The sequence below is a fragment of the Crocosphaera sp. genome (assembly GCF_030064895.1).
GTDB lineage: Bacteria > Cyanobacteriota > Cyanobacteriia > Cyanobacteriales > Microcystaceae > Crocosphaera.
This window is the reverse complement of the sequence record NZ_JASJEB010000023.1, coordinates 15860-42239: the sequence shown is the minus strand read 5'-3', so window position 1 is coordinate 42239 and position 26380 is coordinate 15860. Positions and strand designations below refer to the sequence as shown.

Genomic DNA, 26380 nt, shown 5'->3' with positions numbered 1-26380 from the left:
TTTAATCATTAAATAATCAATAGTTAGTAATAGATAAAAATTACAGACTGTTATTGGGGTCAAATCTCCATATTCCTTATTATATAAGGCTTTCAGGCTTGTTCTCAATTCTCTCATGAATAATGCAGGTTAGCTATTAGAAATATGGTCAAGAACCATAAGTTAGCTAGGTCAATTAGTGACGCTAGTTGGGGAGAATTTAACCGCCAACTAGAGTATAAATGTGAATGGTATGGCAAGGAATTAGTCAAAATTGACCGTTATTTTCCTAGTAGTAAACGCTGTGGAAATTGTGGTCACATTGTAGATAAACTGTCGTTAGATATTAGGGAATGGGAATGTCCTAAATGTGGGACTAACCATGACCGTGACATTAACGCCAGTGGCAATATTTTGGCCGCAGGGCTTGCGGTGAGGCAGCGCGGTCTTGGGGGTTTCCCCCATGAGCGACTGCCGAACCCCTTTGGGGTGTCAGTCTGTGGAGCGAGTGTAAGACCTGAAGAGAGTAAATCTCGGAAGGCAACTGCATTGAAGCAGAAACCTAGATCGTGAGATTTAGGAATCATCGTCCTTTAGCGTAGCGGAGGGCGCGTGAGGATGTCAAATTTTTCCCTAATTATTGTTGGAAGAGTTGGTTTGAGGAGTGATATCGCGGGGAGAGTCCACAGGAGGGTTTTCCAGTTGGCTGGCCTCTATGCCGGCTGCGATCGCTTCTTTGAGTCGGGTTAGAGTTCCATCCCAGTTTTTTTGTGCGGACTCTGAGAGGCGATCGGCTTGTAGTTGCACACTGGTGGATAAGTCTTCGGCCATTTCTGGCAGTGCATCGGCAGATTTTTTGATAATGCGTCGGGTTTCTTTTCCGGAACGGGGGGCTAATAGTAGTCCGGTAACGGTTCCCACCATACTGCCCAAAACTACCCCGACTACAAATAAACCGCTATTGTTATTTTTTGACATGATTTTCTCTGTTACTATAACAATCATTTTAGGGAGAATTAGCTTGATGGTCACTGCTTCTTAGTTTTTTTTCGGATCTAACATTTGGAAATCATAACCTGTGGGGTGATTTTTAGAAGGTCGAACTTGAACCAGAAAGGGTTCCCCTTGGCGATCGCCGTTGGACAAAAATTTTACTTCTCCATTAATAGTTTTACTGCTAAATTGAGGTTTGTTTAACCTCTCTTGTAAACTTTCACGGGTTTGACCTTCTTTTAAGCCATTAATCACCACATAGGTAGCATCATAGGTCGTTGCTGTACGCCAAGACACATCTCCCCCCCAAAATTGTCGAGCAGAGGCGGCAAAGGGCTGATTTTCTGAATTTTTAGGACTCCAGGGTACAAGCAAGGTCAGTCCTTCCATAGAGTTTTCTTGATCAAGGGTGGTTCCAGTAACCAGAGTAATTTCTCCTAACAAGTTTAATCGTCCTTGATTGGCTTTAGCTAGTTCATAGGCTTTTTCCAGTTGCTGAATGTTGGGAAGTATCAGCATGGTATTAGCTTTATATTTGACGGCTTCATCTATTTCTTGACTAGCATTAAAAAAGGGTAAATGCAAATCACAAATACTATTAGCTAATCGATCTTTTTCTTCTCCCAAAGCTGCTGTAAATTGGTCTTTAAAAGATTTACTGGCGAAGGCTTGCGAATCATAACAAATAGCGATTTTTTGATTGTTTATTTTTGCATATTCAGCCAACTTTTCAGCCATCTTTTGAATCTTAGGTAAGGTACGAAAGATATAATTACCGACATCGGTTATACCATAGGCTAAGCTAGTTGGATTAATCATAACTAAGCCTTCTTTTTGATAAATTTTAGCTGCTTTTAAGGATACTTCTGATGAGTTATGACCAATCACTGCGATAATTTCTGGATTTTTAACTAATTTTTTAGCTACTTCTTCAGCAATTTGTGGCTCATTATCATCATTAACAATAGTAATATGTAAAAGTTTACTATTAATAGCACCTTCTTGATTTATCTCTTCTTGTGCCTGTGCCACTCCTCGCAACATTTCTTGAGCAATATCAGGGTTATTTACAGGAATAACAATTGCAATTTTAATATTTTCTTCATTCAGTTCAGCTAGAGCATTATTTTTATAAATCATAATTTCAGGATTATTGTTATCTTTCTCTAAAACTTCTTGAAACTTATCTTTAGCTAATTTCCATTTTTTTTGTTGATAATATTTGTTTGCGTCTTGGATTAATTTATGATCTTTATTGAATTTCAATAAACTGCTTTCGCCTCCACTAAAACGAGGATTAATAGTATGAATAAAAGTATTTGTTAGAGTAGAAGCAGTAATATTTTCAGAAGAACCGTTTATTAGTGATAACAGATAGATGGAGAAAGATATTGGTAAAGGTATTAAAAATATAGTAATTATAGCAGCAATAATCCTTTGCTTAATTATATTAATTTGTTTCCAAATTATTAAAGGACTGGTAGGGTTTTGATAAAGGGTTGGTAACCAACTAATTCCTGGTAAAGTTTGATGATTTTGTTCGTATTTGTCTCTTAAAATATCTCGGCTATGACGAAGAGATAATTCTAAAGATTCTCCTTGAGAAAATTGTAAAAGAAAGGCTTCTAAAAAATCATGGGCAACCTTATCAGGAATAGGTTCTCGCATAAAAATAATTTTAGGAATGCCAAAATTAGCACAGTTTCGAGCTAAAAATAATCCATCACAAGAATTAAAAATACAAATTTTTAGTCCTTTTTTTGCTGCTTTTTTTAGAGAAGTTTGTAACTCCCTTAAAGAAATATTTTCATCTTCACTAAGTAAAATTATCCCATTTTCTTGATTATCTTGATCATAACATGAGTAACTATGACCAGCAAAAAACAAAATATCCCAATGTTTAGTTGACAATAGGTTAATTAACTTTCTCTTGGTTATTTTTTCTGTATCTGATTCCTGTAACCAGGTTATTTTAGCTCCTTTTTTCTTCAAGGTTTCAATAATTTCTTGATCTCTCTGTAAATTGAGATTTTGATCGCTTCCAAAAATCACTAAAATTCTCGGATTCTTAATTGTTTTAACTGCCATTGTTATTTTCAACTAAAATTAAATTAATGATAGAAATTAGCTGAACTAAAACTAACTTCTATCAGAGTACGACGTTTAAATAAGTTCCAAGTTTGCCAAGGGAGACGTTGTAAATCTACATTATTTGTAGTAATAATTAGTTGTGCTGATTCATCTTTATTAACCTCGTCACAAATATGTTCTTTAATCTCTCTAAAATCTCTGGAATCTAACCAGTTTTTCATCATTGTTTGTAAGTTTTCTTGACTATTTATATAATCATTTTCAGACACTACCTCCGTTAATTCATTGGATAGTTTAATACGAGGATTTCTGATACCGGCAGAACGAATCATCGGACTCAAATAATAATCATTTTGCCACTGTTGATAAGCGGACATAATCTCCATGTTTCCAGGTAGTTTACCCTGATAATTAGATTGTAGAGATTGTCCTCTTTTACTAATTTGTACAATGACGGAAAATCCTTCTTGAAAACTACCTCCAATAATTTGCAGAATAATCTTTTTATCCATAAGCAGATCCTATTTATACAATAAAGTGTTCACTGAAAACTTTATCCCCTAATGTTAGTTTAACTGTAAATTGCTCACCTAACACTGCACTAAATTTTAACTTAATATTCATATCCAAGGGATCGGAATTGGTAACAATCTCTTTTAGTAGTTTATCAGTGCCTTCAAAAAGACTTAGGGTTAGGTTAGGGGGCAATTTATTATCAAGACTTAAGGAATTAACTTGTAAAGCAATAGCCATTGTTTCCTCTGTTTTCTCAACAATATGTATCATCATAATTAAGGGACTTGCTAAATAGGTTTCAAGTTCTTTAATTCTGCTAATTCCCATAGCTGGATGAGATGGTTCCAACAGTCTTAAAAGTTCTACTGCTTCCCAAAATTTCTTTTCATTTTCCGTAGTTTTAATAATATTAACAATATCATTAATAGGTTTTTCTAAGTTAATACTATCACTTAATTTTCTCAATTGTTGCTGAAGTCCATTTATAGGCAAAGAACGAAAAGCAGGAAATAATTGAAAGGTCATTTGAGGTTCAATTTGAGAAGATTTTATCATCTCTTCTAAGGAGAGCCAAGAATCACTAAATTGATGATTCAGCCATTCTCTTAAATTGACAGATTTGATATAGATAAATTCGAGAAAATCAGTAAGAGGTTTTAGTTTATTAAGCGGAATAATTTCTTGATCAATAGTAGGCAAAAATCCTATAATTAATCCGTTTCTATAATAATCATCCAATTGAACAAAAACATAGGCAATGCGATCATCCCAGACATCCAAGGGAATATAAATATCACTATCACCTTTCATTAAAGGACGACATTCTAAATGTCCTTGTTTTCCTAAATGATTATCGATGATTTTTAAATCAGCAACATCACAAGTTAGATGATAAAAAGCTTGAGAAACGTAACTATTATCAAAATCTGTTTCGATGTCAAAAATATCTAAATAGTGTTTAACAACTAAAGCAGAAAGAACATTAACATAAACCTGTTGTTGTTTACTTTTACTAATTTGTGGTGTTGCCAGTTTTAAAGCAATATTATGATCGCTTTTGGTTAAGGGAATGGTAATAGATTGTAAGAAATTTGTTTGAGAATTATTCATGGCCTTTATTGTTGAAAAATGCAGTGCTCTAGGGTATTCATTTAAAGTTTATATCCTTGCTTTTCTAGCCAGTTTCTTAAGAATTCTAGACATTTCTTTTGATAGTGACTGTTCAAGGTTTTTGGATTACTCTCTAACTCTTCTGCCAAGAGATTCCAAGGTTTAATTTCTCCCATGGGAAGACGATTGTTAAGTAAATAATAGCAGTTACCTTGAGGACAATTTTGAGGATAATTAGACTCTAGTTTACTTCTATTTTTCTCTAAAAATACTTCAATTTCTTGCAATAAATCATAGTTTTTAGGAGGTGCAGGAATTAAATCAAGAGGATTAGTCCATTGTCCATTTTGGTAATCAAAAAGAGGATAAGCTTCACTATTTTGTTGATTGAATAGTATGCTTTGTTCATCCTTAATTCGGTAGTATAATGTCTTGTTGAACCATGAATAAATCCTACCTATGTCTGGATCATAATCTGGCAATTTCTTCCGTAACCATTCCCAATTTTTCAGGATAGCATTCTGATAAGAATCAATGTCTACATTATGACTACGTTGCAATATTTTGCCTGACTGTTGCATCTGAAACATAATTTGCTGAAATAGGAGTTTGTAGGTTTGGCTATTAGGATTTTCTCCCATAGCTTTTTCAAGCAGTTGCTTTAATTGTTCATCGACTTCGCACATAATTAATTTCCACAATTAATCCTAGCTTAAGGCAGTTTAACAGTTACCTTTCAGGTTGTCCCTACTCTTTTATCTAGACTAAAGCACTCCAAATCCGAAAATACTAACAAAACTTTACAAAGATTGTAGGGGTCAAGGGTTGTTGACCAGACATTGAACATTGAACATTGAACATTGAACATTGAACATTAAACATTGAACATTGAACATTGAACATTGAACATTGAACATTGAACATTGAACATTGAACATTAAACATCTTTCATCTTTCATCTTTCATTTTGGTTTCAAGCCTCCCCCTTTAGGGAGAAAGAAGTTTGGGAGAGGTTTCAAGCCTACTTCCAAACGAATGATAAATGATAAATGATAAATGAAATGACCCCTCCCTATAGGAATCTGTAGCCGAACTTATGGTTCAATAGGAATAAAATCGTAACCTGTCTGATGTTTAGAGGGTTGAACTTGTACTATAATGCCCTTAACAGAGCGATCGCCATTGGGCAAAAATTTCACTATCCCATTGATAGTATTAGTGCTAAATTGAGGGTTTTCTATGGCTTGTTGCAAAGTATCGCGAGTTTGACCTTGCCTTAACCCTTCAATGAAGGTATTTGTAGCATCATAGGCACTTGCTGTACGCCAATTTACATTCCCCCCCCAAAGTTGTCGTGCAGAGGTAGCAAATAGCTGATTTAAGGGATTTTTGGCACTCCAGGGAACAACAATAGATAACCCTTCCATTGATTCTCCGACCTCCAATGTTTTAATAGTATTTAAGACACTTGTTCCTAAAAAGTTTAATCTTCCTCTATTTTTTACTGCCAACAAATTAGCTTTTTCTATTCCATCAATATGGGGAATGATGACCATAGTATCAGCCCCATTATTCAAGGCTTCTCTTATTTCTTTATCTCCGTTAAAATTCACTGCTGAGAAGTCACAAACAGTAGGTGATAATTGTCCTTGATTTTGCAAAATAATTGTGCTAAATGTGTTTTTAAAAGACCGAGAAAATAAGGATGTTGAATCATAGCAAATAGCAAATTTTTGACTATTTTCTAGGGCATAGTTGGCTAAAGTTTGAGCCATCGCATTCGTATTAGGTAGGGTTCTAAAGATATAATTTCCTACATCGGGAATACCTTTAGCTGAACTGGTTGGTGTAATCATAACTAACCCAGATTTTTGATAAATAGGAGCAACTTCCTGAGAAACGGTAGAAGCATTATGACCGATTACTCCCATAATATCTGAGTTTTTAACTAATTTTTTAGCAACTTTTTTAGCAACTTTTGGATCGTTATTATCATTGATAATTGTAATGTGTAAAAATTGCCCATTAATTCCCCCTTTATCGTTTATTTCATTTTGCGCTTGTGCCACTCCTCGCAAGATTTCCTGAGCAATATTTAAGTTGCTGCCAATAGGAACAACCACAGCTAATTTGAGTAAATTTACGCTTTCTTTTGCCCGACTATTATTTAAGTAAATCAAAGATTCTGGATCATTTCTTTGCTGAGCAAGTGATAATTGAAAATAGTTTTGTGCAGCCAGAAAGTCTCCTCTGCTATAGGCTTCAACTGCCTGTTGTTTTGTCTCGGTTATTGTTCCCAGAATACCTATATCATTATTATCATTATTATCCTCAACAAATATTGTATCTGGAAACTTAATAAATGACATTATTCTCGGAATACTCAAGATAAGAATAACACCTAAAATTATCCAAATAATGGGAGGTATTTTAAACCCTTTTGTGTTGCTAGTTGTCATGGCTGCATTACTCCAATATTTTTGTGTTTGACTTGACTTATTCACAGCAGTTTTCAGTTAATTGTATTTAGTATAAAACTGCTATTACACTAGATAATCTTGATTGAAGACAAACTAATTTAACTCTTCTAAACGCTTACTAATTTCGTCTTCTAAAGTTAAATCATCCAGTTGACGACCTAGTTTGTCTGTGGAATTTTCTGATAATTCAATCACAGACATTTCCTCCAAATATCTACCTTCAATGGCATTTTGAGCTTCAGTAAATTGGCTCGTTGCTGAACCCAAATCCAAGCTATTAGTAGTAGCAGAAATTTTATTCATTGCTTCATTCATTTCTGTGAGAGTTGATAAATTAGCAAGTTCTAATTTATAGGTTTCTAATTTTTCTTTTTCTCGCTGAAGATTATCTTGTGCCGTAGTCATTATTTCTTCTGATTTATTCACCATTTCTTCCAATTTAGGCATGATCTTTTCCATCATAATAACTTTGGTTATGGCAATTTTGGCCGCATCTTTATTGCCTTTGTCGTTAGCAATTTTCGCCTGTTGTTTTGCATAGTCAATTTCTTTACGTTTCTCCAGATATTTGGTTTTAGCTTTATCATGGGCAGCAACCACTTTAGCTACTCCAGCAGCAAGCTGTTGGATTTTTTCGTTCATATCTTGTAAAGACTGCTGGGCTACATTTTTAGCAACTTTGCCCCCTGTTTCAATGGGTAAACCCCAAGCCCAACGCCATACAGCTATAACTGTATTGCCAGCCTTTTCACCTAAGAGTCCTTTCACAATTTTATTTTTCATGTTGCCTTTTTGAATAACGCCTATTGAGTTATCTGGAAAAGACACCCATAAATCCGAAATTATTAACAAAAGTTTACATAGTGACGGGGTGACGGGGAGATGGGGGGCATTTGTGACAAGTTAAGAGAATGAAGCCGATGTCAAGAGGTGTTAAACAGCGATTTTAGGCAGATCGGGAAGAAGGAAATAACTTTTTCTAAAATAAGAGGTGATAAGCTATAATTAACTTAAATGAGTCGAAAAATGAACCGTAATCATGCCAAACGGCAACAACGTCCCATGATGGAAGATAGGGCGATCGCAGGGCAACTGGAAGTTTTGTTAAGCGATGCGATCGCCAACCAGAGAAAATATTGTCGTGAATTGGGTTTGCGGGACAGAATATTAACAAACATATCCAAGAAATTTGTCATTATTTTATTAATCGAACTACCAGTGGTGTTATGGAAGGATTAAACAATAAAATAAAACTAATTCTTCGTCAAAGCTATGGATTTAAAGATTTCGATACTATGAGAGAAAAACTACTAGCTTGCTTGTTTTAATAAGCCGTGCTTATCACCACAGGTACGGGAGAGCCATCTCTTATAATATTCAATTATTTATTGGACATAATTATTAGTTATTATGAGCAACACTTGGTATATTATTAAAACAGAAAAAGAACAATGTGAAATTTTAGAACTTGATTCCAATCAAGTCCGAGAAGATACAAATTATTGGGGTCCTTTTTCCTCGAAAGAAGAAGCGATCGCTCGTCGTGTTGGCTTAATTCGTGCAGGAAAATGTAAACCCCAATTGTAAATAATTTACAGCCTATAAAACTTGATGAGTATGGGAATGTTGTTTAACGTTGTCTTCAGTTTTTACCACATTAACTGCATTTAAAATTCGTTTTTTTTCTAAAGAAAAATTCAAGTCTTTTTTAACTGTTCCCAAAGGAATTAAAGATTGAGCAGAAGGACGATTTTTATAAGTTCTAACTGCTGCTAAAGTTCGTTCAATAAAGTCATCACAAAACTGAGCATCATCAGGAAAATCAGAAGTTTTAGTTAACGTTTCTCCTGTTAAAATGTCTGCAATAGACTTAGCAGAAACCAATTCATAAGAAGTAGGAATTCCCTGACAAATAGTTTCTAAAGCAGCAGAAGGAATCGGTTCAATAACACGAACTTGATGAAATTCTCCATCTTCCTTTAAAAAACAAGTTGCTAACCCAAATACACAATAACTATCCGTAGAGATATCAGAATTATTAGCTAATAATGTAGTAGTAGACATGAGTAAGAGTAACTCCTTATGATTCATATAATCTAATTTTATCAGTGATCTTCATACTTTAGGAAAAGTCCAAAAACTTAAGGAAAATTTTATAAAATGGGGAAACTCCCGATGGTAAATAGTTAGGAAGATTGAAGAGCAAGGTAAAAGTGTTGAGACAGTTACCAGAGTGACACATTTTTTACCATTAAGCATCAAACTATTCAGTACAGTGTTTTCAATAAGCACCTTAATACTGCTATTATGAATGATAATATAACTAACTATAATAAACTTTCCTCATCATCCCTTCCGATGCCATCGGTGTCAGAAGAGGAGTGTATAAAAGCCGCCATGGCCACTCAACTTAAAAAGAAAGAGCTTTCTGATTTACGTTTAAGGATTATTATTAAACAAGAAGCTAATCAGGGGAATTATCAAAAGGCGATCGCTATTCTGGACCAATTGATTGCCCGTCTTCCCCATAGTGCCATTGACTATAATAATCGGGGTTTAATGTACCTGAAAATGGCTGATTATGAGCAAGCGATGTCTGATTTTGATCAAGCGATAGCCCTTAACCCTAGTTTAGATCGGGCTTATAATAATCGAGGTAACTGCTATGCCCATCAAGGATACTTGAGCAAAGCCATAGAAAACTACGAACAGGCACTAGATATTAATCCTTATAACCAGAAAGTGTGGATTAATCAAGGTATCACCCTCAGAGAACTAGGGGACTATTCATTAGCCATTGAAACCCTGGAACTAGCGAAAATGATCTCCGATCAATACTTGGGGCGTATTTATGCAGAAAGGGGTTATACTCATTATTTGATGGGGGATTGGAATTATGCGATCGCAGATTACCGTCGCGCTTTGTCCTGTTTACCCCAAGGCGATCGTTATCAGCAAAAAGTGATGAAATGGTTAGCTAAAGTATTAAAACCCATTATTTCGCAATCAAATATCGAGGGGGATCATTGATCTGTCCCAAACTGTTGTAAGATGCACTAAAACAGATATTGTTGTCTAAAGTCTAGCTTTGTACTTCTATAGACCTACGCATTAATGTTAGGACTTTTTATTTATTTGGTCTTACCTGTTCTTCTATTCCCTGTTCCCTAAAACAAACATCTATTTGTCCTAACCATTTTTTGTAATACTATAGTCTTCGGTAAGAATAGCCCTTATTTTTGCTTAAACAGAGGAAACTTCTGACTACTAGATTCTGACATTAATAATAAGCGTCTTCCTTCAGTTTCTTGAAATATAGCGAGTCCCATGACCACCACTATTTCCGCCGATCAAGTTAATCAGATTGTTTATAACTTACATAATAATCCCTTTGAGATTTTAGGCTGTCATCTTCTAGAAGATGGTAAAAAGACTAAAAAATGGGTAGTCAGGGCTTATTTACCGAAAGCAGAAGCAGCATGGGTTATCCGTCCCACAGAAGGAAAAGAAGATGCCATGAACTCGGTTCATCATCCTAACTTTTTTGAGTGTATTATCGAAACCCCTGAACTGAATAATTATCAACTGAAAGTTAAGGAAGGGGAACACGAAAAAGTCATCTACGATCCCTATGCTTTTAGTTCCCCTTATCTAACTGACGAGGATATCTACTTATTTTCTGAAGGAAACCACCACCGCATTTATGAAAAATTAGGGGCCCATGTGGGTAAAATTAACCAAGTTGCAGGGGTTTATTTTGCGGTATGGGCCCCCAATGCGCGTAATGTTTCTATTATTGGTGATTTTAATAACTGGGATGGTGGAGAACACCAGATGCGTAAACGCAACAATACCATCTGGGAGTTATTTGTACCAGAAATAGGGGCCGGGACTGTTTATAAATACGAGATCAAAAATAGTGAAGGTCATATCTACGAAAAATCCGATCCTTATGGCTTTTATCGGGAAGTTCGACCCGATACCGCTTCTATTGTCGTAGATATAGATAATATTTACCAGTGGAATGATGAGGAATGGTTAGAAAAACGACGTAATAGCGATCCTCTCAAGCAACCTGTGTCTGTGTATGAGGTACATTTAGGATCTTGGTTACACGCTTCTGCCGACGAAAAAATGCCTTTACTCAACGGAGAAGCTGATCCCGTCATAGTCTCAGAATGGAACCCTGGGGCCCGTTTTCTCAGTTACTACGAAATGGCAGAAAAATTGATCCCCTACGTTAAGGAGATGGGTTACACCCATATCGAAGTGTTACCAATCGCAGAACATCCTTTTGACGGATCTTGGGGGTATCAAGTTACTGGATTTTATTCTCCCACTTCTCGGTTTGGTCGTCCGGAAGATTTCATGTATTTTGTGGATAAATGTCATGAAAATGGTATTGGGGTGATTTTAGACTGGGTTCCGGGGCATTTTCCCAAAGACTCCCACGGTTTAGCTTATTTTGATGGGACTCATCTTTATGAACACGAAGATCCTCGCATTGGTGAACATAAGGAATGGGGGACATTAGTTTTTAACTATGGCCGTCATGAAGTGAAAAACTTTTTGGTAGCTAATGTTCTTTTTTGGTTTGATAAGTATCATATTGATGGTATTCGGGTAGATGCGGTGGCTTCTATGTTATACCGTAACTATCTGCGTAAGGAGGGGGAATGGATTGCTAATGAATATGGTGGGGATGAACATATAGAAGCGGTTAATTTTATCAAGGAAGTCAATATTTTATTATTCGAGTATTTCCCAGGTATTCTTTCTATTGCTGAAGAATCTACAGAATGGGAGAAAGTTTCTCGGCCTATTTATGATGGTGGTTTAGGGTTTAATCTTAAATGGGATATGGGTTGGATGCACGATATGTTAGATTATTTCAGCATCGATCCCTTTTACCGTCAATATCATCAAAATAACGTCACTTTTAGTATGTTGTATTATTACAACGAAAATTTCATGTTGGCGTTATCCCATGATGAGGTAGTACATGGAAAGAGTAATATGTTGGGTAAAATGCCTGGGGATGAATGGCAAAAATACGCCAACGTTCGGGCTTTATTTACCTATATGTACACCCATCCTGGCAAAAAAACCATGTTTATGAGTATGGAGTTTGGCCAGTGGAGTGAGTGGAATGTTTGGGGTGATTTAGAATGGCATTTATTACAGTACGAACCCCATCAACAACTGAAACAATTTTTTAGCGATCTTAATGCCCTTTATAAACAGGAACCGGCATTATATACCCACGATTTTGACTATCATGGATTTTACTGGATTGATTGTAACGATCAAGACCATAGTGTGGTTTCTTTTGTGCGACAAAGTGATGATCCTAATGATGCTTTAATTGTGATTTGTAACTTTACTCCCCAACCCCATAGTCATTACCGAATCGGAGTTCCTGAAGCTGGATATTATGTTGAATTATTTAACAGTGATGCCAAAAAATATGGGGGTAGTAATATGGGTAATTTAGGGGGTAAATGGGCTGATGAATGGGCATTTCATAGTAAACCTTATTCAGTAGATTTATGTTTACCACCTTTGTCTGTGTTAATTCTTAAGTTAGATCCAGATAAAGTTCCAGAAGGAACAATTGTTGAGGAAGTAGCTACTGATGAAGAAGAGTAGGTATTGAGAATAAAGAAAATAGGTGGGCAATAAATAAAGATTTTTCTATTCTTTGCCCACTTCGTTCTGGCGGGGTTCCAAGCCATGATCTTTTATGGGACAAAAGATGTGCGGAATGTGGGTCATAATGTTTCTGCATAATATGCTTTACAGAGGGATTATACGGAAAGTTTATGTTTTTTTCTCTAGGGGTTGACTATACGGAAAAAGGAGGTATCATAAACATTCGACAGAAATATATCATCCAGCTAACTTCTTATACTCATCTCAAACTACAAACAAAATAATGGATAATAACTTTTTTCGCTCCTGGAATGTACGTTACATTGATGAGCCGCAGTTCAGTGGGACTATGCGCATTTCTCGTTCAGACGGAAATACAAATGTAAGAGGAAACATTCTCAGGGATGGAGTTCCAGACGGAAGCTACGTCTCAACTAGTGCAAGCTTTCCTAGCAACAGTCGCCTAGAGTTCAATTTTCGACTAGCCACCGGTGATACTGGCAAAGTTCAATTGGATCTAAGAGAGATACAGGTGGGTGGAATTGTCACTGCAGTTTCTGCATCAGGCCGATACCAAGACGATGGGGGAGGGGATACCGGCAGGATTGAATTGTCTCCAATATTTCCGAATGCAGCTAATATCGGAGACAATTTTACATACTCTCCCAGTATTATAGCGTCTCATCAAGCAACATTAGAAGAACGTCACCGGTTTGCGTACGGTCAAATTAATGTCTGCGGTAATCTTAGCAATCAACAAAAGGAGGCTTTGCGGATTGCCTACACTCGCCAAATAGACCATGACATAAATACAACACCAGGCGTTAATGCTTCGGCATTTGTTGGAGGCAACCAGATATTTGTGAATTTTGATGTACTTTTCCCACAGGGCGATCAGGAAATTGCTCAAACCTTGATTCATGAAATGATGCACTGTGCTGGATACACGCATCCCGTCCGAATGGCCGGAGATACACCTGGAGATGGTGGTCCCTATTACAGCACACCTCCACTACAGTCTGAGATTTGTATAGCTGGAGTACAAAGCGACAAAGCTTGTGAAATGATTGATGGACAATGCACAATTAAGTAAGATCGCTGATATTGTAGGGTGCATTAACGAAGTGTAATGCACCAAATTAACTTGTTTTCATCCAAAACTACCGCTTTTTGATGATTATTTACGATTAGGGGTTTATCTGTTGAAAAATTAGAAGACCTTGGCATAGCTTTATTAGATTTTAAGAGTCAATCAGATTTAATCATTTGGCTTGCTGAATAAAAAGAAATCTTTTTAAAATATAAGTCTATATAATTATTCTTTGAACTGTTAATCTATGCCACGATAAAGATCAGCGATCGCAAACTCAAGATCAATACTTTGTAAAGTCACGAGATCACCTATCTCGTAAATTGTTGTTTCCCAGATCCCCGTAGTATTAAGACGATGACATTCTACACGCTGACTTTCTTGGCTAATTAAAACATATTCTTCTAGGGTTTCAATCTGTTGATAATCTTTGAATTTTTCCCCTTGATCAAAAGTAGCTGTACTCGATGAAAGAACCTCAGTAATTAATTTTGGATACCTTTTAAGATAACGATCTTGGCGATCGCGAGGATCACAGGTGACAAAGGCATCAGGATAGTAATAAAAATCATCTTTATAATTAACTTTTACATTACCAGAGTAAAACCGACAGTCAGTAGCGTCTCCTAATTGATTATCAATGAGTTTGAGTAGGTTAAAAGCAATGCGATCGTGGTTATCCGTACCGCCAGCCATTGCATAAACCAAACCGCGCCGATATTCATGGCGGATTTGACTCTGGCGTTCCATATCGAGATATTCTTGAGGACTTATGTAGTGGGGAACGGCGATCATTTCCGTAAAAGCCTTTAAGTACGACTATATTACTCTATTATAGATATATATCATTATATTACGAGCCGAGATATCTTGCCCAAAATTCATCCCGTCGGCAAAGCCGAGGGTCTTCTTTTGGAAGAAAGATAAGTAAGACTAGAATGTGTTAAACCTAAACAATATAATATAACTTCCCAATAAGAATATCTGAATTACCATGAATCCTAATAATAATCCCAATTTTGCTAATAATAGCTATAATCGCCCTTACCAAACAACTAAACTCATAGAAGAACCCATTGATGCAGAAATCATTGCAGAAACACCTGCTAATACTTATGAATACCATGAGGACGAAAACATAATTAATCTGACTTATGATCCTGTTTTAGAACAAAACCAACCTATCCAACGAAAAAGCGATAATTCTTTATCCTTATGGTTAGAAGAAGGGTTAACATCTGTATCTAGCAGTTGGGGAGTGGGATCATTCTCATTAATTTTGTTGTCTAATCTGGCCATTGTGGGGGTACAACTATGGAAAATACAGGAAACCCCTCTAGAATCGCCTACAGCCACCGTTAACCTAGAAATGGCTTCCCCCGACTTATTCATCCCCAAGAGTCTTAATATTGCCAAAAAATCCCCTGATCAGTTCACTTTAGATGGACTAAGTACGGTTTCTAACGCTTCTATCTCCCCCCAGTCTCCTCCACAACTCGAGAAACCTTCTCCTATCCCTCCGGCCCCAATCAGAAAGGTGGTTAATGTTAATCAACCTTTAACCCTGACTAACGCCATTTTACCCCCTTCTCTACAACCTCAAACCATAACCCCTTTACAGGTTCCTCAACCGCCAAAAACTGCCCCCTTAGCTTCTACTATTCCTGTTGCAGAGATTCCTCGTCCCCTTCCTTCTTCTATTCAACCCCCATCTCCTCCCATTAATAAGCAACTGCTTTCGAGAGACGAACAGGTTCGTCAAATGATGCAACAACAGTTAACACAGACTTCTCCTGCTGTAACCATTCAATCTCAACCAACTCCGGTCAATAACCCACCTGTTTCCCAAGAAGAACAGGTTCGTCAAGTGATGCAACAACAGTTAACACAAACTTCTCCTGCTGTAACCGTTCAATCTCAACCAACTCCGGTCAATAACACATCTGTTTCCCAAGAGGAACAACTTCGTCAAGTGATGCAACAACAGTTAACACAAACTTCTCCTGCTGTTTCTCCTTCTCCTCAACCTCCCACCTCTCCCACTGTAACAATTCAAAACCCTCCAATTCCTGTCAATAACCCATCTGTTTCCCAAGAGGAACAACTTCGTCAATCTATTAAACAACAATTGAATATGGAAGAAAATAATCAAAGTGATATCCCCTTGGGATTTAATCATAAAACCCGTTTAGAAATGCAAAATGGCCTTAATCAAGTTCCCTCGCCACTATTACCGCAACAAGTCAAATATATGGAACAACTACAACAACGAGAGGTTTTAGATTCACAATCTTCATCGGATATGACTATTAAGTAATCGTTGTTATTAATAACTTTTTGTAATTACTTAGGATTCAAAATCTTGGTAAACTATTATTAGAGACCATAAAAGAAGATTAGGAGAACAAGAATGGGATGGTTAGAAAGAGTTGGTAGGGTTGTGAAGGGTCATCTGAATAGTTTAGTTCATGAAGCAGAAGACCCTGAAAAATTATTAGATGAAGCCATCAATAAGATGGAACAAGAATTGATTGCTATGCGTCGCGCTTTAGCAGAAGCGATCGCAACCCATAAAAGCGCGGAACGTCAATTATCTCGTTACGAGAAAGCTGCTGCAACTTGGTACGAAAGAGCGGAGTTGGCTATGGCTAAAGGCGGTGAAAGTTTAGCTAGGGAAGCGTTGTTTAAACGTCAATCTTATAAACAACAAGCTGATAGTATTGAAAGCCAACTTATCGAACAAAATGAGATTATTGAAAAACTAAAAAACGAGTTAAGAACAATTGAACATAAGGAACGAGAAGCTAAGGCGAAAAAAAGTCTTTATTTGGCTCGACTTCGTTCTGCTATTGCTTCTCAAAAACTTCACGAAGTTTTAGGAGATTTTGATCCTTATAATTCTGATAATCTTTTTGATAGGATTGATCAACAAATATTAGAATTAGAAGCACAATCAACTACGATGGGTAAAATGCCTGATCCTCTAGAAAGTAAATTTAATGAATTAGAAAATAATAAAAAAGTAGAACAAGAAATGGCTAAATTAAAAGAAAAAAATTCCCAGACAGAAATCGATGAACTTAGATCAAAAATAGATAAATTATAAAGTAATAAAATGAATCAAACATCAATCCACGCCCAACCGCCTTTAGAACATATTCCTCCTAATTTTAACCCCTGGCTTTATGGTGGGGTGAAAACTTTTTTACCTTTATGGTTACAATGGCAAACCACAATTCAAGAAATTGAGGGTAATAATATTGAACGATTAGCTGATTATTATCAACAATTTCAAGATAAGAAAGTTCGCTTTTTAATGGCTTTTCGTCACCCCAGTGTTAACGATTCCTATTGTATGGGATATTTAGTTTGGAAACTGTTGCCAAAAGTGGCTAAAGAAAAAAAAATTAGTTTAAAACATCCTCTTCATTCTCATTTTATGTACGATCGCGGGATTCCTTTATGGGCAGGTTCTGCTGTGGGTTGGTTATACTCTAAATTAGGGGGGACATCTATACAAAGGGGTAAGTTAGATATTCCTGGTTTACGTTCAGCAAGGGAGTTATTTGTTAATAGTCAATTCCCTATTTCAGCAGCCCCAGAAGGGGCAACAAATGGGCATAATGAAATTATTAGTCCCCTAGAACCAGGGATCTCTCAATTGGGGTTTTGGTGTGCAGAAGATTTGCGTAAAAGTAATCGCAAGGAAGATGTTTTTATTGTCCCTATTGGTATTCAATATTTCTATATTTCTCCTCCTTGGCAAGAGATTGAAAAATTATTAACTCAGTTAGAAAAGGATGCTGGTATTTCTTCTAAAAATCATTCCTTAGAAACAACAAAATTATACGAAAGATTATATCAATTAGGGGAACATTTTTTAGGGGTAATGGAAAATTTTTATCAACAATTTTATCATCAACCTTTAGCAGAGGAATCAGGGCAAACTTTACAAGAAAGGTTAAAAAAATTACTCAATACTAGCTTAGAAGTTGCAGAAAATTACTTTAATCTTAAACAAAAAGGAACGGTAATTGATCGTTGTCGTCGTTTGGAACAAGCTGGATGGGACTATATTTATCGGGATGATTTTAAGGAAATCAATAAATTATCTTCGCTGGAAAAAGGTTTAGGCGATCGCATTGCTGAAGAGGCTAGTTTAAGAATGTGGCATATGCGTTTAGTTGAGTCTTTTGTGGCAGTAACTGGTTATTATGTTAAGGATAAACCTAGCGCGGAAAGGTTTGCAGATACCGTATTATTATTGTGGGATGTTGTGGCAAAAATTAAAGGTGAAAATCCTTTTTTCCGTCCGCAACTAGGTAAACAAAAAGCATTGATAACTGTGGGTGATCCTATCTCGGTTAGCGATCGTTTTGATGACTATAAAAAGAGTCGTCGTCAAGCTGTAAGTAGCTTAACCCAAGACTTAGAAAATAGTTTAGATCGGTTAATAATTCGTTCTTGAATGTGAGAAAATTTTGTATTGAGTTCAGATTATAGCGAAAGTCCCATAGAAGTTGTAATATCTAAGAGTTAACTTTAATTTTGTCCAACCACTTAGTATGACTTACAATATTTTATTCATCCTGACCGATCAAGAACGCTATTTTGCACCGGAAGACTTACCCAGTAATTATTCATTTTTAAACGCCTTTAAAACCTGGAGATGATTTAAACTTTTCAGATGAAGGAATATCAGGTTTTACAGACAACTTATTTTGCTTGACAATTCCAATTTGATTAAGAATAATTCCTCCTAAAATCACAACACCTCCCATATATTGCGCTGCTGTTGGGGTTTCTCCTAAAACAAAAAAAGCAGCTAAAACTCCGGCAATGGGATTAAAAGAGTTAGCTAAAGATACCTCAGAAGCGTTGCTACGTTTTAAACCAGCAAACCAAGATAACTGGCCAATAACAACGATAACTGTTCCATAAAAAATCATCCATTTCCACAAGAAAGGGGATGATACATCCATGAAATGTTCTATCCCAAATAAAGATGATGCGATCGCAAAGAAAACAACTGTCCCAAAACCAGTTCTCACTACATTAAATAATCCCAAGGGTACATTTTTTAAGCTAACTTGACTGATAATATTAGCGATCGCTGAAAATATGGCCCCGGCGATTGCCATCGTCTCTCCTATTCCTAGTTGAAACGCTGACATTTGCATCATTTCGTTTTGGGGGGGTTGTAAAACTACAGTGAGGACAACGCCAATCGCTGATACTATTGCACCACTAACTACCCAACCATTAACCCTGGCCTGCAAAAATATAACGGATAAAAATAAAATTAAAGGAGGTTCAATGCGACCAACTAAGACAACGTTATTGACTGCTGTTTGTCCAAGCGCGCCAAAAAATAAAGCAGGGGCCAAGGCCCCAGATAATAAAGCCACTAATAACAAATAAGACCAACTTTTTGAGGATAAATTACGAAAATATTTAGGTTTTAGTTGAGGATAATAAAACCCAATTAAAGCGATTAAAGCACACAAATTTCCGACAAACAAGACATTACAAAAAGAAATAGGGTTGCGACCATCAATAAGATTATTTGCACCTATATCCATCAGTTTACGAGTCACAGAGTTAGCCACACCAAAGATCATAACTCCTACTAATAAATAGCCACGACCAGGAATTTTGTTTAACCAAGATAGCATAAGCCAATTTATACCTTAAAATCGTTGTTCAAATCGAATACTTCCTCGATTATCATCTAAAAAGTTACTCGATCCTCTAATGACTGTACTCTCATTAATACGATATTGTAAACCTAGTTTTGGAGGGCGATCGCCATTAACAATGGTTTGAATAGACAGGGAAAAATCTTCTGTTAAATCGACTCCTGCTTCGGCGGCAAACCCAATATTAGAGGTGTCAAGGGAGTCGTCTTGGTTGATTAAAGGAGTAGGAAAAATACGAAATTCGCTTAACCCTAACGCTTCTCCAATTGCCCCTTGAAATGGTCCAAAAACTGCGTTTCCTGCTAAGTTTGCTAATCCTAATGTGGTTTCTCCTGTGCCTAATGTATTAAGAAAAGTGCCTCCTAGCAGGGTAATAATTTGCTGTTCACTCCGTTTCGGTTGACTACTTAATTGAATACTTTGGGTGATGTTACTGGCAAATCCTTCTACGCTGGCCTTAACTCTGACTGTCTCTAAACTATTTTTATCAGCACTAAATGTTTCAGGTATTTCTGGAGAATTGGGATTAATATTGACAGTATTTTGTGTTGTTTCGGTAGTGGAAGTAAATAGTTTAATGTTCAAGTAAGGATCAAATCCTTTTTGTGGTAAAAATTGTGCTGTATTATCTTTACCTCCTGCTAATCTTAATTGACTTGCAAAGAGATTAACTAAGCCATTTTCTAAGTTAATAGTTCCTCTGGGTTCTGGTTTTGCTAATGTTCCGTTCAAGGCTAAATTTCCTGTGGCTAAAAAGTTTAAAATTGGTAACCTATTGATGCTCAGTTTTTCTCCTAGATTTACTTGCAAATTGTTTAACTTTGTGCTTTTCAATAAAGAATTATTTTGCTGCGGTTTCTTGCCAGTTTCCTTAAGTGAAATTTGTCCAGAAAATAGATTGACTTCTCCTCCAATTTCTGGATTTAATAAACTTCCTCCAATCTGCAAGTTTCCCTGTACTCCTCCTTGATATATTTGCGGAAGCTTGAGGGCTAAATTATTTAATTGAACGGTTAGAGATGGGTTGTTTTGGGTTAATTTTAGTAATGGTAAAGACCCATTAATATTAAATTTTCCACCGCTAAAATTCCCTTTTAAACCATCAAAAGAGATAGTATCTAAGTCAAAGAAAATTTTGCCCTGAACTTGCTGAAATGGGTTCTCAGGCATCATTTTGGTGGCAATGGTGGCGTTTTTAATTAGGGCTAAACCATCGGCTTGTAGTTCATAAGGAATACCCCGTTTTGGGTCAACTTTTCCTGATAAGTTTAATTGTACTTCTCCGCTTCCTCCTAACCAAGCGAGTTGTCCTTGACTGAGGATATTTAGTAGGGTTAACCCTTCATTTTTGGCCTGAAACTTGAGGGAAAGGCGATCGTTTTGGGGTTGCTGTTGGGATGTGGGGAAAACGTAGGGAAAGGTTCCTTCTATGGTTAAGGGTTCACTTTTGCGATCAAGAATACTACTTGCGATAAAGTTAAATTGACCTTTTTCGTAGGTAAATTGTCCTTGAGTAGAGTCTAACAGAGTTTGATTGATGCTAGGTTGTTCAATGACTAATTTTCCTGATGCTTGAGGGTTGTCACGGGTTCCCCCTAAGTTCATATTTGCGTTAAGTTGTCCTCCCAAGGTGACAAGGGAGGGAAGGTTAACCCATTGGGACAGGGTTTCTAGGGGAATATTTATCACCTGTAACTGTCCCTTTTGGGTTGTTTGACCAATACTACCGGCAAATTGGATTAAACTATCTTGTAATTGTAGATTAAAGGGTTCTAGGGTCAATATTTCATCTTTCCAGTTTCCCTTGGCCTGAAACTGGGTGAGTTGATATTCTCCCCATTCCCATTGTTGTCCTATGAGGTCAAAGTTGAGTTTTAATCCGGTTTTTGGGGTGATATTTAGGGCAATTTGTCCTGCGAAATCTCCTTTTAAGCTTTCTAATGGTGGTAAAGTTTTATTTTCTTGTTTTTCCTTTTGATTTTTTCCTAATAATGCTGTAATTTGCTCGAAGGTTTCTAGGCGATCGCCTAGAGACTGTTTTGCTGTGTCTATTTTAAACAGAGATGTTTGGGAATTTTGGTCGTTTTGGTACAGATCGGCTGCTTTTGCGTATTGGGGGGGTGTTAATCCTCTTTTTAGGTCTTCTATTTCAAAAATTTGTAGTGTTTCTAGAACATCCTGGAGTTTACCTCGGTCGATGTTCACATTAGCTGCTATTTCAGGACCATTAGGGGTTTGTTTAAATTGTCCGTTTAGGTCGTATTGACTGTTTTGGGTGAAAATTGTAGCATTATTTATGGCTAAGCTTTGGTTTACGTAGTGAAAGTTTCCTTTAAGTTGTTTAGCTTGAATTGTCCCTATAATGGGATTAAGAATAGCAACTGTTTTACCAGCGATCGCCCCACTGTCTAAGTCTAGACTAAATTGACCGGATATTTTTCCTGTCATGGGTTGTTGGAGTAAAGTATTATTTTTGGACTTTGTTTGAGCAATTTTTTGGATAATAGGTAAGGAGAGGGAACTGATATCTATTTTCCATTGTTTATCTTGTTTATTAGCTACTAAATCTATGTTTTCCTGTTTAATAGCTACAGTAAGGGAGTTGAGTTGGGGATCAAGTTGCAAATGGATGTGATCTTTTGTGCCGTTTAAAGCTAATTCTAGTCCTTTTTCTGAATTTTTGAGAATATTTCCACTAATTACAGGTTCAAAATTAATATCTTCTACTTTTAAGTTAATTAAGGCCATTTCTCCCTCAATATTAGGGTTTTGAGGAGTTCCAGCGATCGCCCCTTGAAAGTCTAATTTTCCTGAATAGTTTACATTCTCAACGGGTAAAGATAAGGGTAAACTCGCTATATCAAAATTTTTTGAGTCAATATCGAAAGAAAATGCTTTAATTGCTGTTAATATATCTTTCTTTTTGTTTAAATCAACATCTAACCATCCTTTTGCTGTTAAACCCGATGCTGTAATATCATCTAGGGTTAATCTTTGTCCGTCCCATTCCATAGCAGTAGTCAGAGAACGGTTGATATAGGATAATCCTTGACTAAATTCTAATTTTCCTTTAGCTTGTATATATTCTGGGGATATTTTGTTTAATTTTCCTGCAATTTCTAAGTTTCCTGCTAAATTTCCAGTTAGATTAGTAGATATTGTCTTTAGAGGGAGAGAGCTAGGGATCAAAGTAGTAGTAAAGTCACCTTGAGTAATGGTGAGATCCTTAGCTGCGATCGCCCCTTGAGATAGGGATAATGTAGCGTTACCTTTTCCTTCAATACTATTTATAAAAGTCTCAGGGTTAATATTTCCGGCTAGAGTTAAATTACTGTTTAATTTCCCTGATAATTGTTCAGGAACTTTCTTAGTTAAACTACTAATATCAACATTTTTACTTGTGATTTCAGTTGACCATTTACCTTGATTTAAGTAGAGATTATTAGCAACAATTTTTCCGCCACCAATGCTCAAACTTCCCTGACCTTGACCTTGAATATTGTTAATATTAGATTCTAAGTTACCCTCAACATAAAAAATTCCGTTTAAGCTACCTTTAAAAGCAGTTTGAGGTAAAAGTTGACTAATTTTAGTATTATTTACCGCTAATTTTGCTTGCCAGTTACCTTGAGAAAATTTGATGTTTTGAGCATTAATCAAACTATCATTAACTTTAATTGTTAATTCCCCATCCGCTTTAAGACTATCTTTGATCGGTTTTCTACTGTTTCCAGAAACAATAAATTTACCTTGAATCTTACCCTGTTTAAGAGGCAAATTAAAAGTATTTACATCAATTTCAGAAACAATAACATTCCCTTGCCAACTACCCTTATTATAGACAATATTTTCAGCCTTAACTGTACCGTTTTCCACTTCAAAATCAGCCTTTCCTCTTGCTTTAAAAGTTTCTGTTTTCTTGATATTTCCTGATAAATTAACCCAAGTAGAAACTTCATTAATATAACTAGGAATATCCGTTTCATAGAGACTAGCTAAACTAGCTGTAGGAAGACCTTTTCCTTCAATATCAATAGAATAGAGAGGAGAAGAAGAATTAATTTTTATATTTCCTTTTCCTATTACTTGTCCCCCCACTATAGGAACAGCTTGAAAACCATTAATAGTCAGTTGAGATTTATTTAATCCTAAACTTGCCCTTACATCACTAAAATTAACACGATCAATTTTTATCTCATCCTGATTCTTCAGAGATATTAAAACATTCGGATTTCTAAAGGCACCTTTAACCTTTAAATCTCCTTCAACCTTACCAGAAACCGAAATATTTTTAGGGTCTTGCTTAATAGTCTTAAAAACATCTGTAATTGAAGCAACTTCAGTATTAGCTGTTAAATTTAAACCCTTATCTAAATCAATATTTCCCTTAACAATTCCCCTTATTTCCCCAAACTGAGTAGCAACCTCATCAAACTTAATTTCTCTGCCTTTAAACCGTAATTTTCCCTGACCCACCAAAGATTGAGGTAAACCCTTAAGCCTTGTATCAACCTGGTTTAACCTAGCTACACCTTGTAAATTTTCTATTTTTTTATTCGCATAAGATACTTCTAAATTAGCATCAACTTTTCCCGATTCTAACTCTATAGGAAGAGGCAGAATTTGACTAACTATATTAGCATTAATTTGATTCCCTCTAACCAATAAATTAGTTGCTTTTTTCCTACGATTATAAATCCCAGAAACATTAATACTTCCACTATCAATTATTTCCGAATCAACTTGAAACTTGATTCCAATATTATTATTAACAAGTTGAAGTTTACCCGATAAATTTTCTAAACTTATAGCCGGTTCTTTTTCCCCATTCTTAGAACGAGAAACAACAATAGCTTCACCCTTCTCTACAACCAAATGTTTAAAACGAATAGGACTATTAGGATTTAACTTATTAAACTTAGTTATTAACCACCCACCTTTTTCCCCTTGTTCTAAATAAGCAGAAGGTTCAATAGCAGTTACTTCAATTTCTAACTTGCCATTAATAATATAATTAAGAGGATTATAAGCAATTTTTAAAGCTGACATAGACACCTTAGCCGGATCAGTTGGTGTCGATAAAAGATCCGTAGAACCAAAGCGAATATAATTGAAAGAAAATGTTTCTAATTCTCCCAACTCCACAGGACGATTAAGAAAATTACTAAGTTGTCCTTCAACCACAGGAGTCAGGTTTTTTTGCACCAAAAAACTCCCGACAACCGTTCCACCCCCTAATCCTAACAAAACAACACCCAGACCCCAACCAGCCCAAGAATGATGTTGTCTGTGGAGTTTAGGCTTTTTACCATATTGTAAGCCATAGTCCCGTCGCTTCGGAGAACGGTTTATTTTCATAATACTTACTTACACCACCAAAGAATTGCACTGATCACTAATCAGATTTTCTGCGTCCATTATAGTCCGTAAAATCAACATTAGCAGACTAAACCCCTTCCCTAAAACCCTAAAAATTTGGTAGCCTAATCTAATACTTAGGGAATGGAATATAGAAGTGGATATTATTATTGGTCGCAACAAAACAGCCCGACGCGCTTACGGGATAGACGAAATCGCATTAGTGCCTGGCACTCGTACCCTAGATCCTAGTTTAGCAGATACGTCCTGGACAATTGGCGGAATTGAACGGAGTATCCCCATTTTAGCTAGTGCTATGGATAGTGTGGTGGATGTGAAAATGGCCGGGTTACTCTCAGACTTAGGAGCGATCGGTGTTCTAAACTTAGAAGGGATTCAAACTCGTTACGAAGATCCTAACCCAATTCTCGATCGCATTGTCTCCGTAGGCAAATCTGAGTTTGTGGGGTTAATGCAGGAACTATACGCAAAACCCGTTCAACCAGAATTAATCAAACAGCGCATCATTGAAATTAAAAACAACGGTGGTATTGCCGCAGTCAGTTTAACCCCGGCCGGTGCTTCCAAATATGGTAAGATAGTAGCAGAAGCTGGAGCAGATTTATTATTTGTCCAAGCAACAGTAGTATCCACAGCGCATTTATCCCCAGAATCGATTACACCTCTTGATTTACAGGGATTTTGCCAAGAAATGCCTATGCCTGTCATTTTTGGTAATTGTGTCACCTACGAAGTAGCCTTAAACTTGATGAAAGCAGGGGCAGCAGCCGTTTTAGTAGGTATTGGTCCGGGGGCAGCTTGTACCTCTCGCGGAGTGTTAGGAGTAGGGGTTCCCCAACCAACGGCGATCGCAGATTGTGCGGCGGCCAGGGATGATTATCAACGAGAAACAGGCCGTTATGTTCCAGTGGTAGCTGACGGTGGTATTGTCACCGGCGGAGACATCTGTAAATGTATCGCTTGTGGTGCCGATGCAGTGATGATAGGGTCTCCCATTGCCCGTGCAGCAGAATCCCCTGGAAAGGATTATCATTGGGGTATGGCTACCCCGTCTCCTGTCTTACCCAGAGGAACTCGTATCAACGTGGGAACCACAGGCAGTATCCAAGAAATTCTCACCGGCCCTGCAAAGTTGGACGATGGCACCCATAATTTACTAGGAGCATTACAAACCAGTATGGGAACTTTAGGGGCCAAAAATCTCAAAGAAATGCAAGATGTGGAAGTAGTTATTGCACCCTCCTTGTTGACAGAAGGAAAAGTTTATCAGAAAGCTCAACAGTTGGGTATGGGTAAGTAAAGTGTGGGACGGGTGGGGAGTGTGGGGAGTGTGGGGAGTGTGGGAAGTGTGGGAAGTATCTGAACACTAGAAATAATATAAGTATTTCGCT

At 36.7% G+C, this 26380-nt stretch carries 20 protein-coding genes and 3 pseudogenes; 12 read left to right on the top strand and 11 right to left on the bottom strand.

Annotation, left to right across the window (positions count from 1 at the left end; genetic code table 11):
- Positions 1 to 129: 129 nt before the first annotated feature.
- Positions 130 to 552, top strand: a pseudogene (locus QNJ66_RS08585) (RNA-guided endonuclease TnpB family protein); the annotation flags it as partial.
- Between the two features lie 60 nt (positions 553 to 612).
- Here the strand turns inward: QNJ66_RS08585 and QNJ66_RS08580 are convergent.
- From QNJ66_RS08580 to QNJ66_RS08550, 7 genes are all read right to left on the bottom strand, one after another.
- Positions 613 to 957, bottom strand: a complete 345-nt coding sequence (locus QNJ66_RS08580) for a YtxH domain-containing protein (RefSeq protein WP_300505243.1) — start codon at positions 955 to 957, stop codon at positions 613 to 615.
- 60 nt (positions 958 to 1017) lie between these two features.
- Complete coding sequence (locus tag QNJ66_RS08575) at positions 1018 to 3060, bottom strand: ABC transporter substrate-binding protein (protein WP_300505239.1); 2043 nt, start codon at positions 3058 to 3060, stop codon at positions 1018 to 1020.
- 23 nt (positions 3061 to 3083) lie between these two features.
- Positions 3084 to 3575, bottom strand: a complete 492-nt coding sequence (locus QNJ66_RS08570; RefSeq protein WP_300505237.1) for a hypothetical protein — start codon at positions 3573 to 3575, stop codon at positions 3084 to 3086.
- A 13-nt stretch (positions 3576 to 3588) separates the two neighbouring features.
- The gene (locus QNJ66_RS08565; protein ID WP_300505234.1) at positions 3589 to 4689 is read right to left on the bottom strand and encodes a DUF1822 family protein; all 1101 of its coding nucleotides are present in this window, start codon (positions 4687 to 4689) and stop codon (positions 3589 to 3591) included.
- 41 nt (positions 4690 to 4730) lie between these two features.
- Positions 4731 to 5375 (bottom strand): hypothetical protein, encoded by a 645-nt coding sequence (locus QNJ66_RS08560; protein ID WP_300505231.1) that lies wholly within the window; start codon positions 5373 to 5375, stop codon positions 4731 to 4733.
- A 408-nt stretch (positions 5376 to 5783) separates the two neighbouring features.
- On the bottom strand, positions 5784 to 7193 hold the full coding sequence (locus QNJ66_RS08555; protein ID WP_300505229.1) for an ABC transporter substrate-binding protein: 1410 nt from the start codon (positions 7191 to 7193) through the stop codon (positions 5784 to 5786).
- Between the two features lie 69 nt (positions 7194 to 7262).
- Positions 7263 to 7952, bottom strand: a complete 690-nt coding sequence (locus QNJ66_RS08550; RefSeq protein ID WP_300505227.1) for a PspA/IM30 family protein — start codon at positions 7950 to 7952, stop codon at positions 7263 to 7265.
- 231 nt (positions 7953 to 8183) lie between these two features.
- Here QNJ66_RS08550 and QNJ66_RS08545 point away from each other — a divergent pair, with 231 nt between their 5' ends.
- The 3 genes and pseudogenes from QNJ66_RS08545 to QNJ66_RS08535 all read left to right on the top strand — a co-directional run bounded on the left by QNJ66_RS08545 (position 8184) and on the right by QNJ66_RS08535 (position 8756).
- Complete coding sequence (locus QNJ66_RS08545) at positions 8184 to 8408, top strand: hypothetical protein (RefSeq protein ID WP_300505224.1); 225 nt, start codon at positions 8184 to 8186, stop codon at positions 8406 to 8408.
- Positions 8354 to 8497: pseudogene (locus QNJ66_RS08540) on the top strand (transposase); the annotation flags it as partial. The gene QNJ66_RS08545 and the pseudogene QNJ66_RS08540, both read left to right, overlap by 55 nt.
- 82 nt (positions 8498 to 8579) lie before the next feature.
- Positions 8580 to 8756 carry a hypothetical protein gene (locus QNJ66_RS08535; protein ID WP_300505222.1) on the top strand — a complete coding sequence of 59 codons (177 nt, stop codon included), beginning with the start codon at positions 8580 to 8582 and terminating at the stop codon, positions 8754 to 8756.
- A gap of 12 nt (positions 8757 to 8768) precedes the next feature.
- On the opposite strand, the gene QNJ66_RS08530 is transcribed toward QNJ66_RS08535, so the two are convergent.
- Complete coding sequence (locus QNJ66_RS08530; RefSeq protein WP_300505220.1) at positions 8769 to 9233, bottom strand: hypothetical protein; 465 nt, start codon at positions 9231 to 9233, stop codon at positions 8769 to 8771.
- Between the two features lie 243 nt (positions 9234 to 9476).
- On the opposite strand from QNJ66_RS08530, the gene QNJ66_RS08525 reads away from it, so the two are divergent.
- The 4 genes and pseudogenes from QNJ66_RS08525 to QNJ66_RS08510 all read left to right on the top strand — a co-directional run.
- Complete coding sequence (locus QNJ66_RS08525; protein ID WP_300505217.1) at positions 9477 to 10199, top strand: tetratricopeptide repeat protein; 723 nt, start codon at positions 9477 to 9479, stop codon at positions 10197 to 10199.
- Between the two features lie 297 nt (positions 10200 to 10496).
- Complete coding sequence (glgB, locus tag QNJ66_RS08520; RefSeq protein ID WP_300505213.1) at positions 10497 to 12818, top strand: 1,4-alpha-glucan branching enzyme; 2322 nt, start codon at positions 10497 to 10499, stop codon at positions 12816 to 12818.
- A gap of 286 nt (positions 12819 to 13104) precedes the next feature.
- Complete coding sequence (locus QNJ66_RS08515; protein WP_300505209.1) at positions 13105 to 13914, top strand: hypothetical protein; 810 nt, start codon at positions 13105 to 13107, stop codon at positions 13912 to 13914.
- Between the two features lie 90 nt (positions 13915 to 14004).
- A pseudogene (locus tag QNJ66_RS08510) lies at positions 14005 to 14103 on the top strand (DUF4351 domain-containing protein); the annotation flags it as partial.
- Between the two features lie 48 nt (positions 14104 to 14151).
- Here QNJ66_RS08510 and QNJ66_RS08505 read toward each other — a convergent pair.
- On the bottom strand, positions 14152 to 14706 hold the full coding sequence (locus QNJ66_RS08505) for a Uma2 family endonuclease (protein WP_300505207.1): 555 nt from the start codon (positions 14704 to 14706) through the stop codon (positions 14152 to 14154).
- Positions 14707 to 14905: 199 nt separating this feature from the next.
- Here QNJ66_RS08505 and QNJ66_RS08500 point away from each other — a divergent pair, with 199 nt between their 5' ends.
- From QNJ66_RS08500 to QNJ66_RS08490, 3 genes are all read left to right on the top strand, one after another.
- Positions 14906 to 16228 carry a hypothetical protein gene (locus QNJ66_RS08500; protein WP_300505204.1) on the top strand — a complete coding sequence of 441 codons (1323 nt, stop codon included), beginning with the start codon at positions 14906 to 14908 and terminating at the stop codon, positions 16226 to 16228.
- A 93-nt stretch (positions 16229 to 16321) separates the two neighbouring features.
- Entirely contained in the window at positions 16322 to 17017 is a 696-nt protein-coding gene (locus tag QNJ66_RS08495; protein ID WP_300505202.1) for a PspA/IM30 family protein, read from the top strand.
- Between the two features lie 9 nt (positions 17018 to 17026).
- The gene (locus QNJ66_RS08490) at positions 17027 to 18379 is read left to right on the top strand and encodes a 1-acyl-sn-glycerol-3-phosphate acyltransferase (protein WP_300505199.1); all 1353 of its coding nucleotides are present in this window, start codon (positions 17027 to 17029) and stop codon (positions 18377 to 18379) included.
- A gap of 178 nt (positions 18380 to 18557) precedes the next feature.
- Here the strand turns inward: QNJ66_RS08490 and QNJ66_RS08485 are convergent, their stop codons facing one another.
- On the bottom strand, positions 18558 to 19586 hold the full coding sequence (locus QNJ66_RS08485) for a DMT family transporter (RefSeq protein ID WP_300505196.1): 1029 nt from the start codon (positions 19584 to 19586) through the stop codon (positions 18558 to 18560).
- A 15-nt stretch (positions 19587 to 19601) separates the two neighbouring features.
- Positions 19602 to 24968, bottom strand: a complete 5367-nt coding sequence (locus QNJ66_RS08480) for a translocation/assembly module TamB (RefSeq protein WP_300505193.1) — start codon at positions 24966 to 24968, stop codon at positions 19602 to 19604.
- A gap of 157 nt (positions 24969 to 25125) precedes the next feature.
- Here QNJ66_RS08480 and QNJ66_RS08475 point away from each other — a divergent pair, with 157 nt between their 5' ends.
- The gene (locus tag QNJ66_RS08475; protein WP_300505190.1) at positions 25126 to 26289 is read left to right on the top strand and encodes a GuaB3 family IMP dehydrogenase-related protein; all 1164 of its coding nucleotides are present in this window, start codon (positions 25126 to 25128) and stop codon (positions 26287 to 26289) included.
- Positions 26290 to 26380 lie beyond the last annotated feature (91 nt).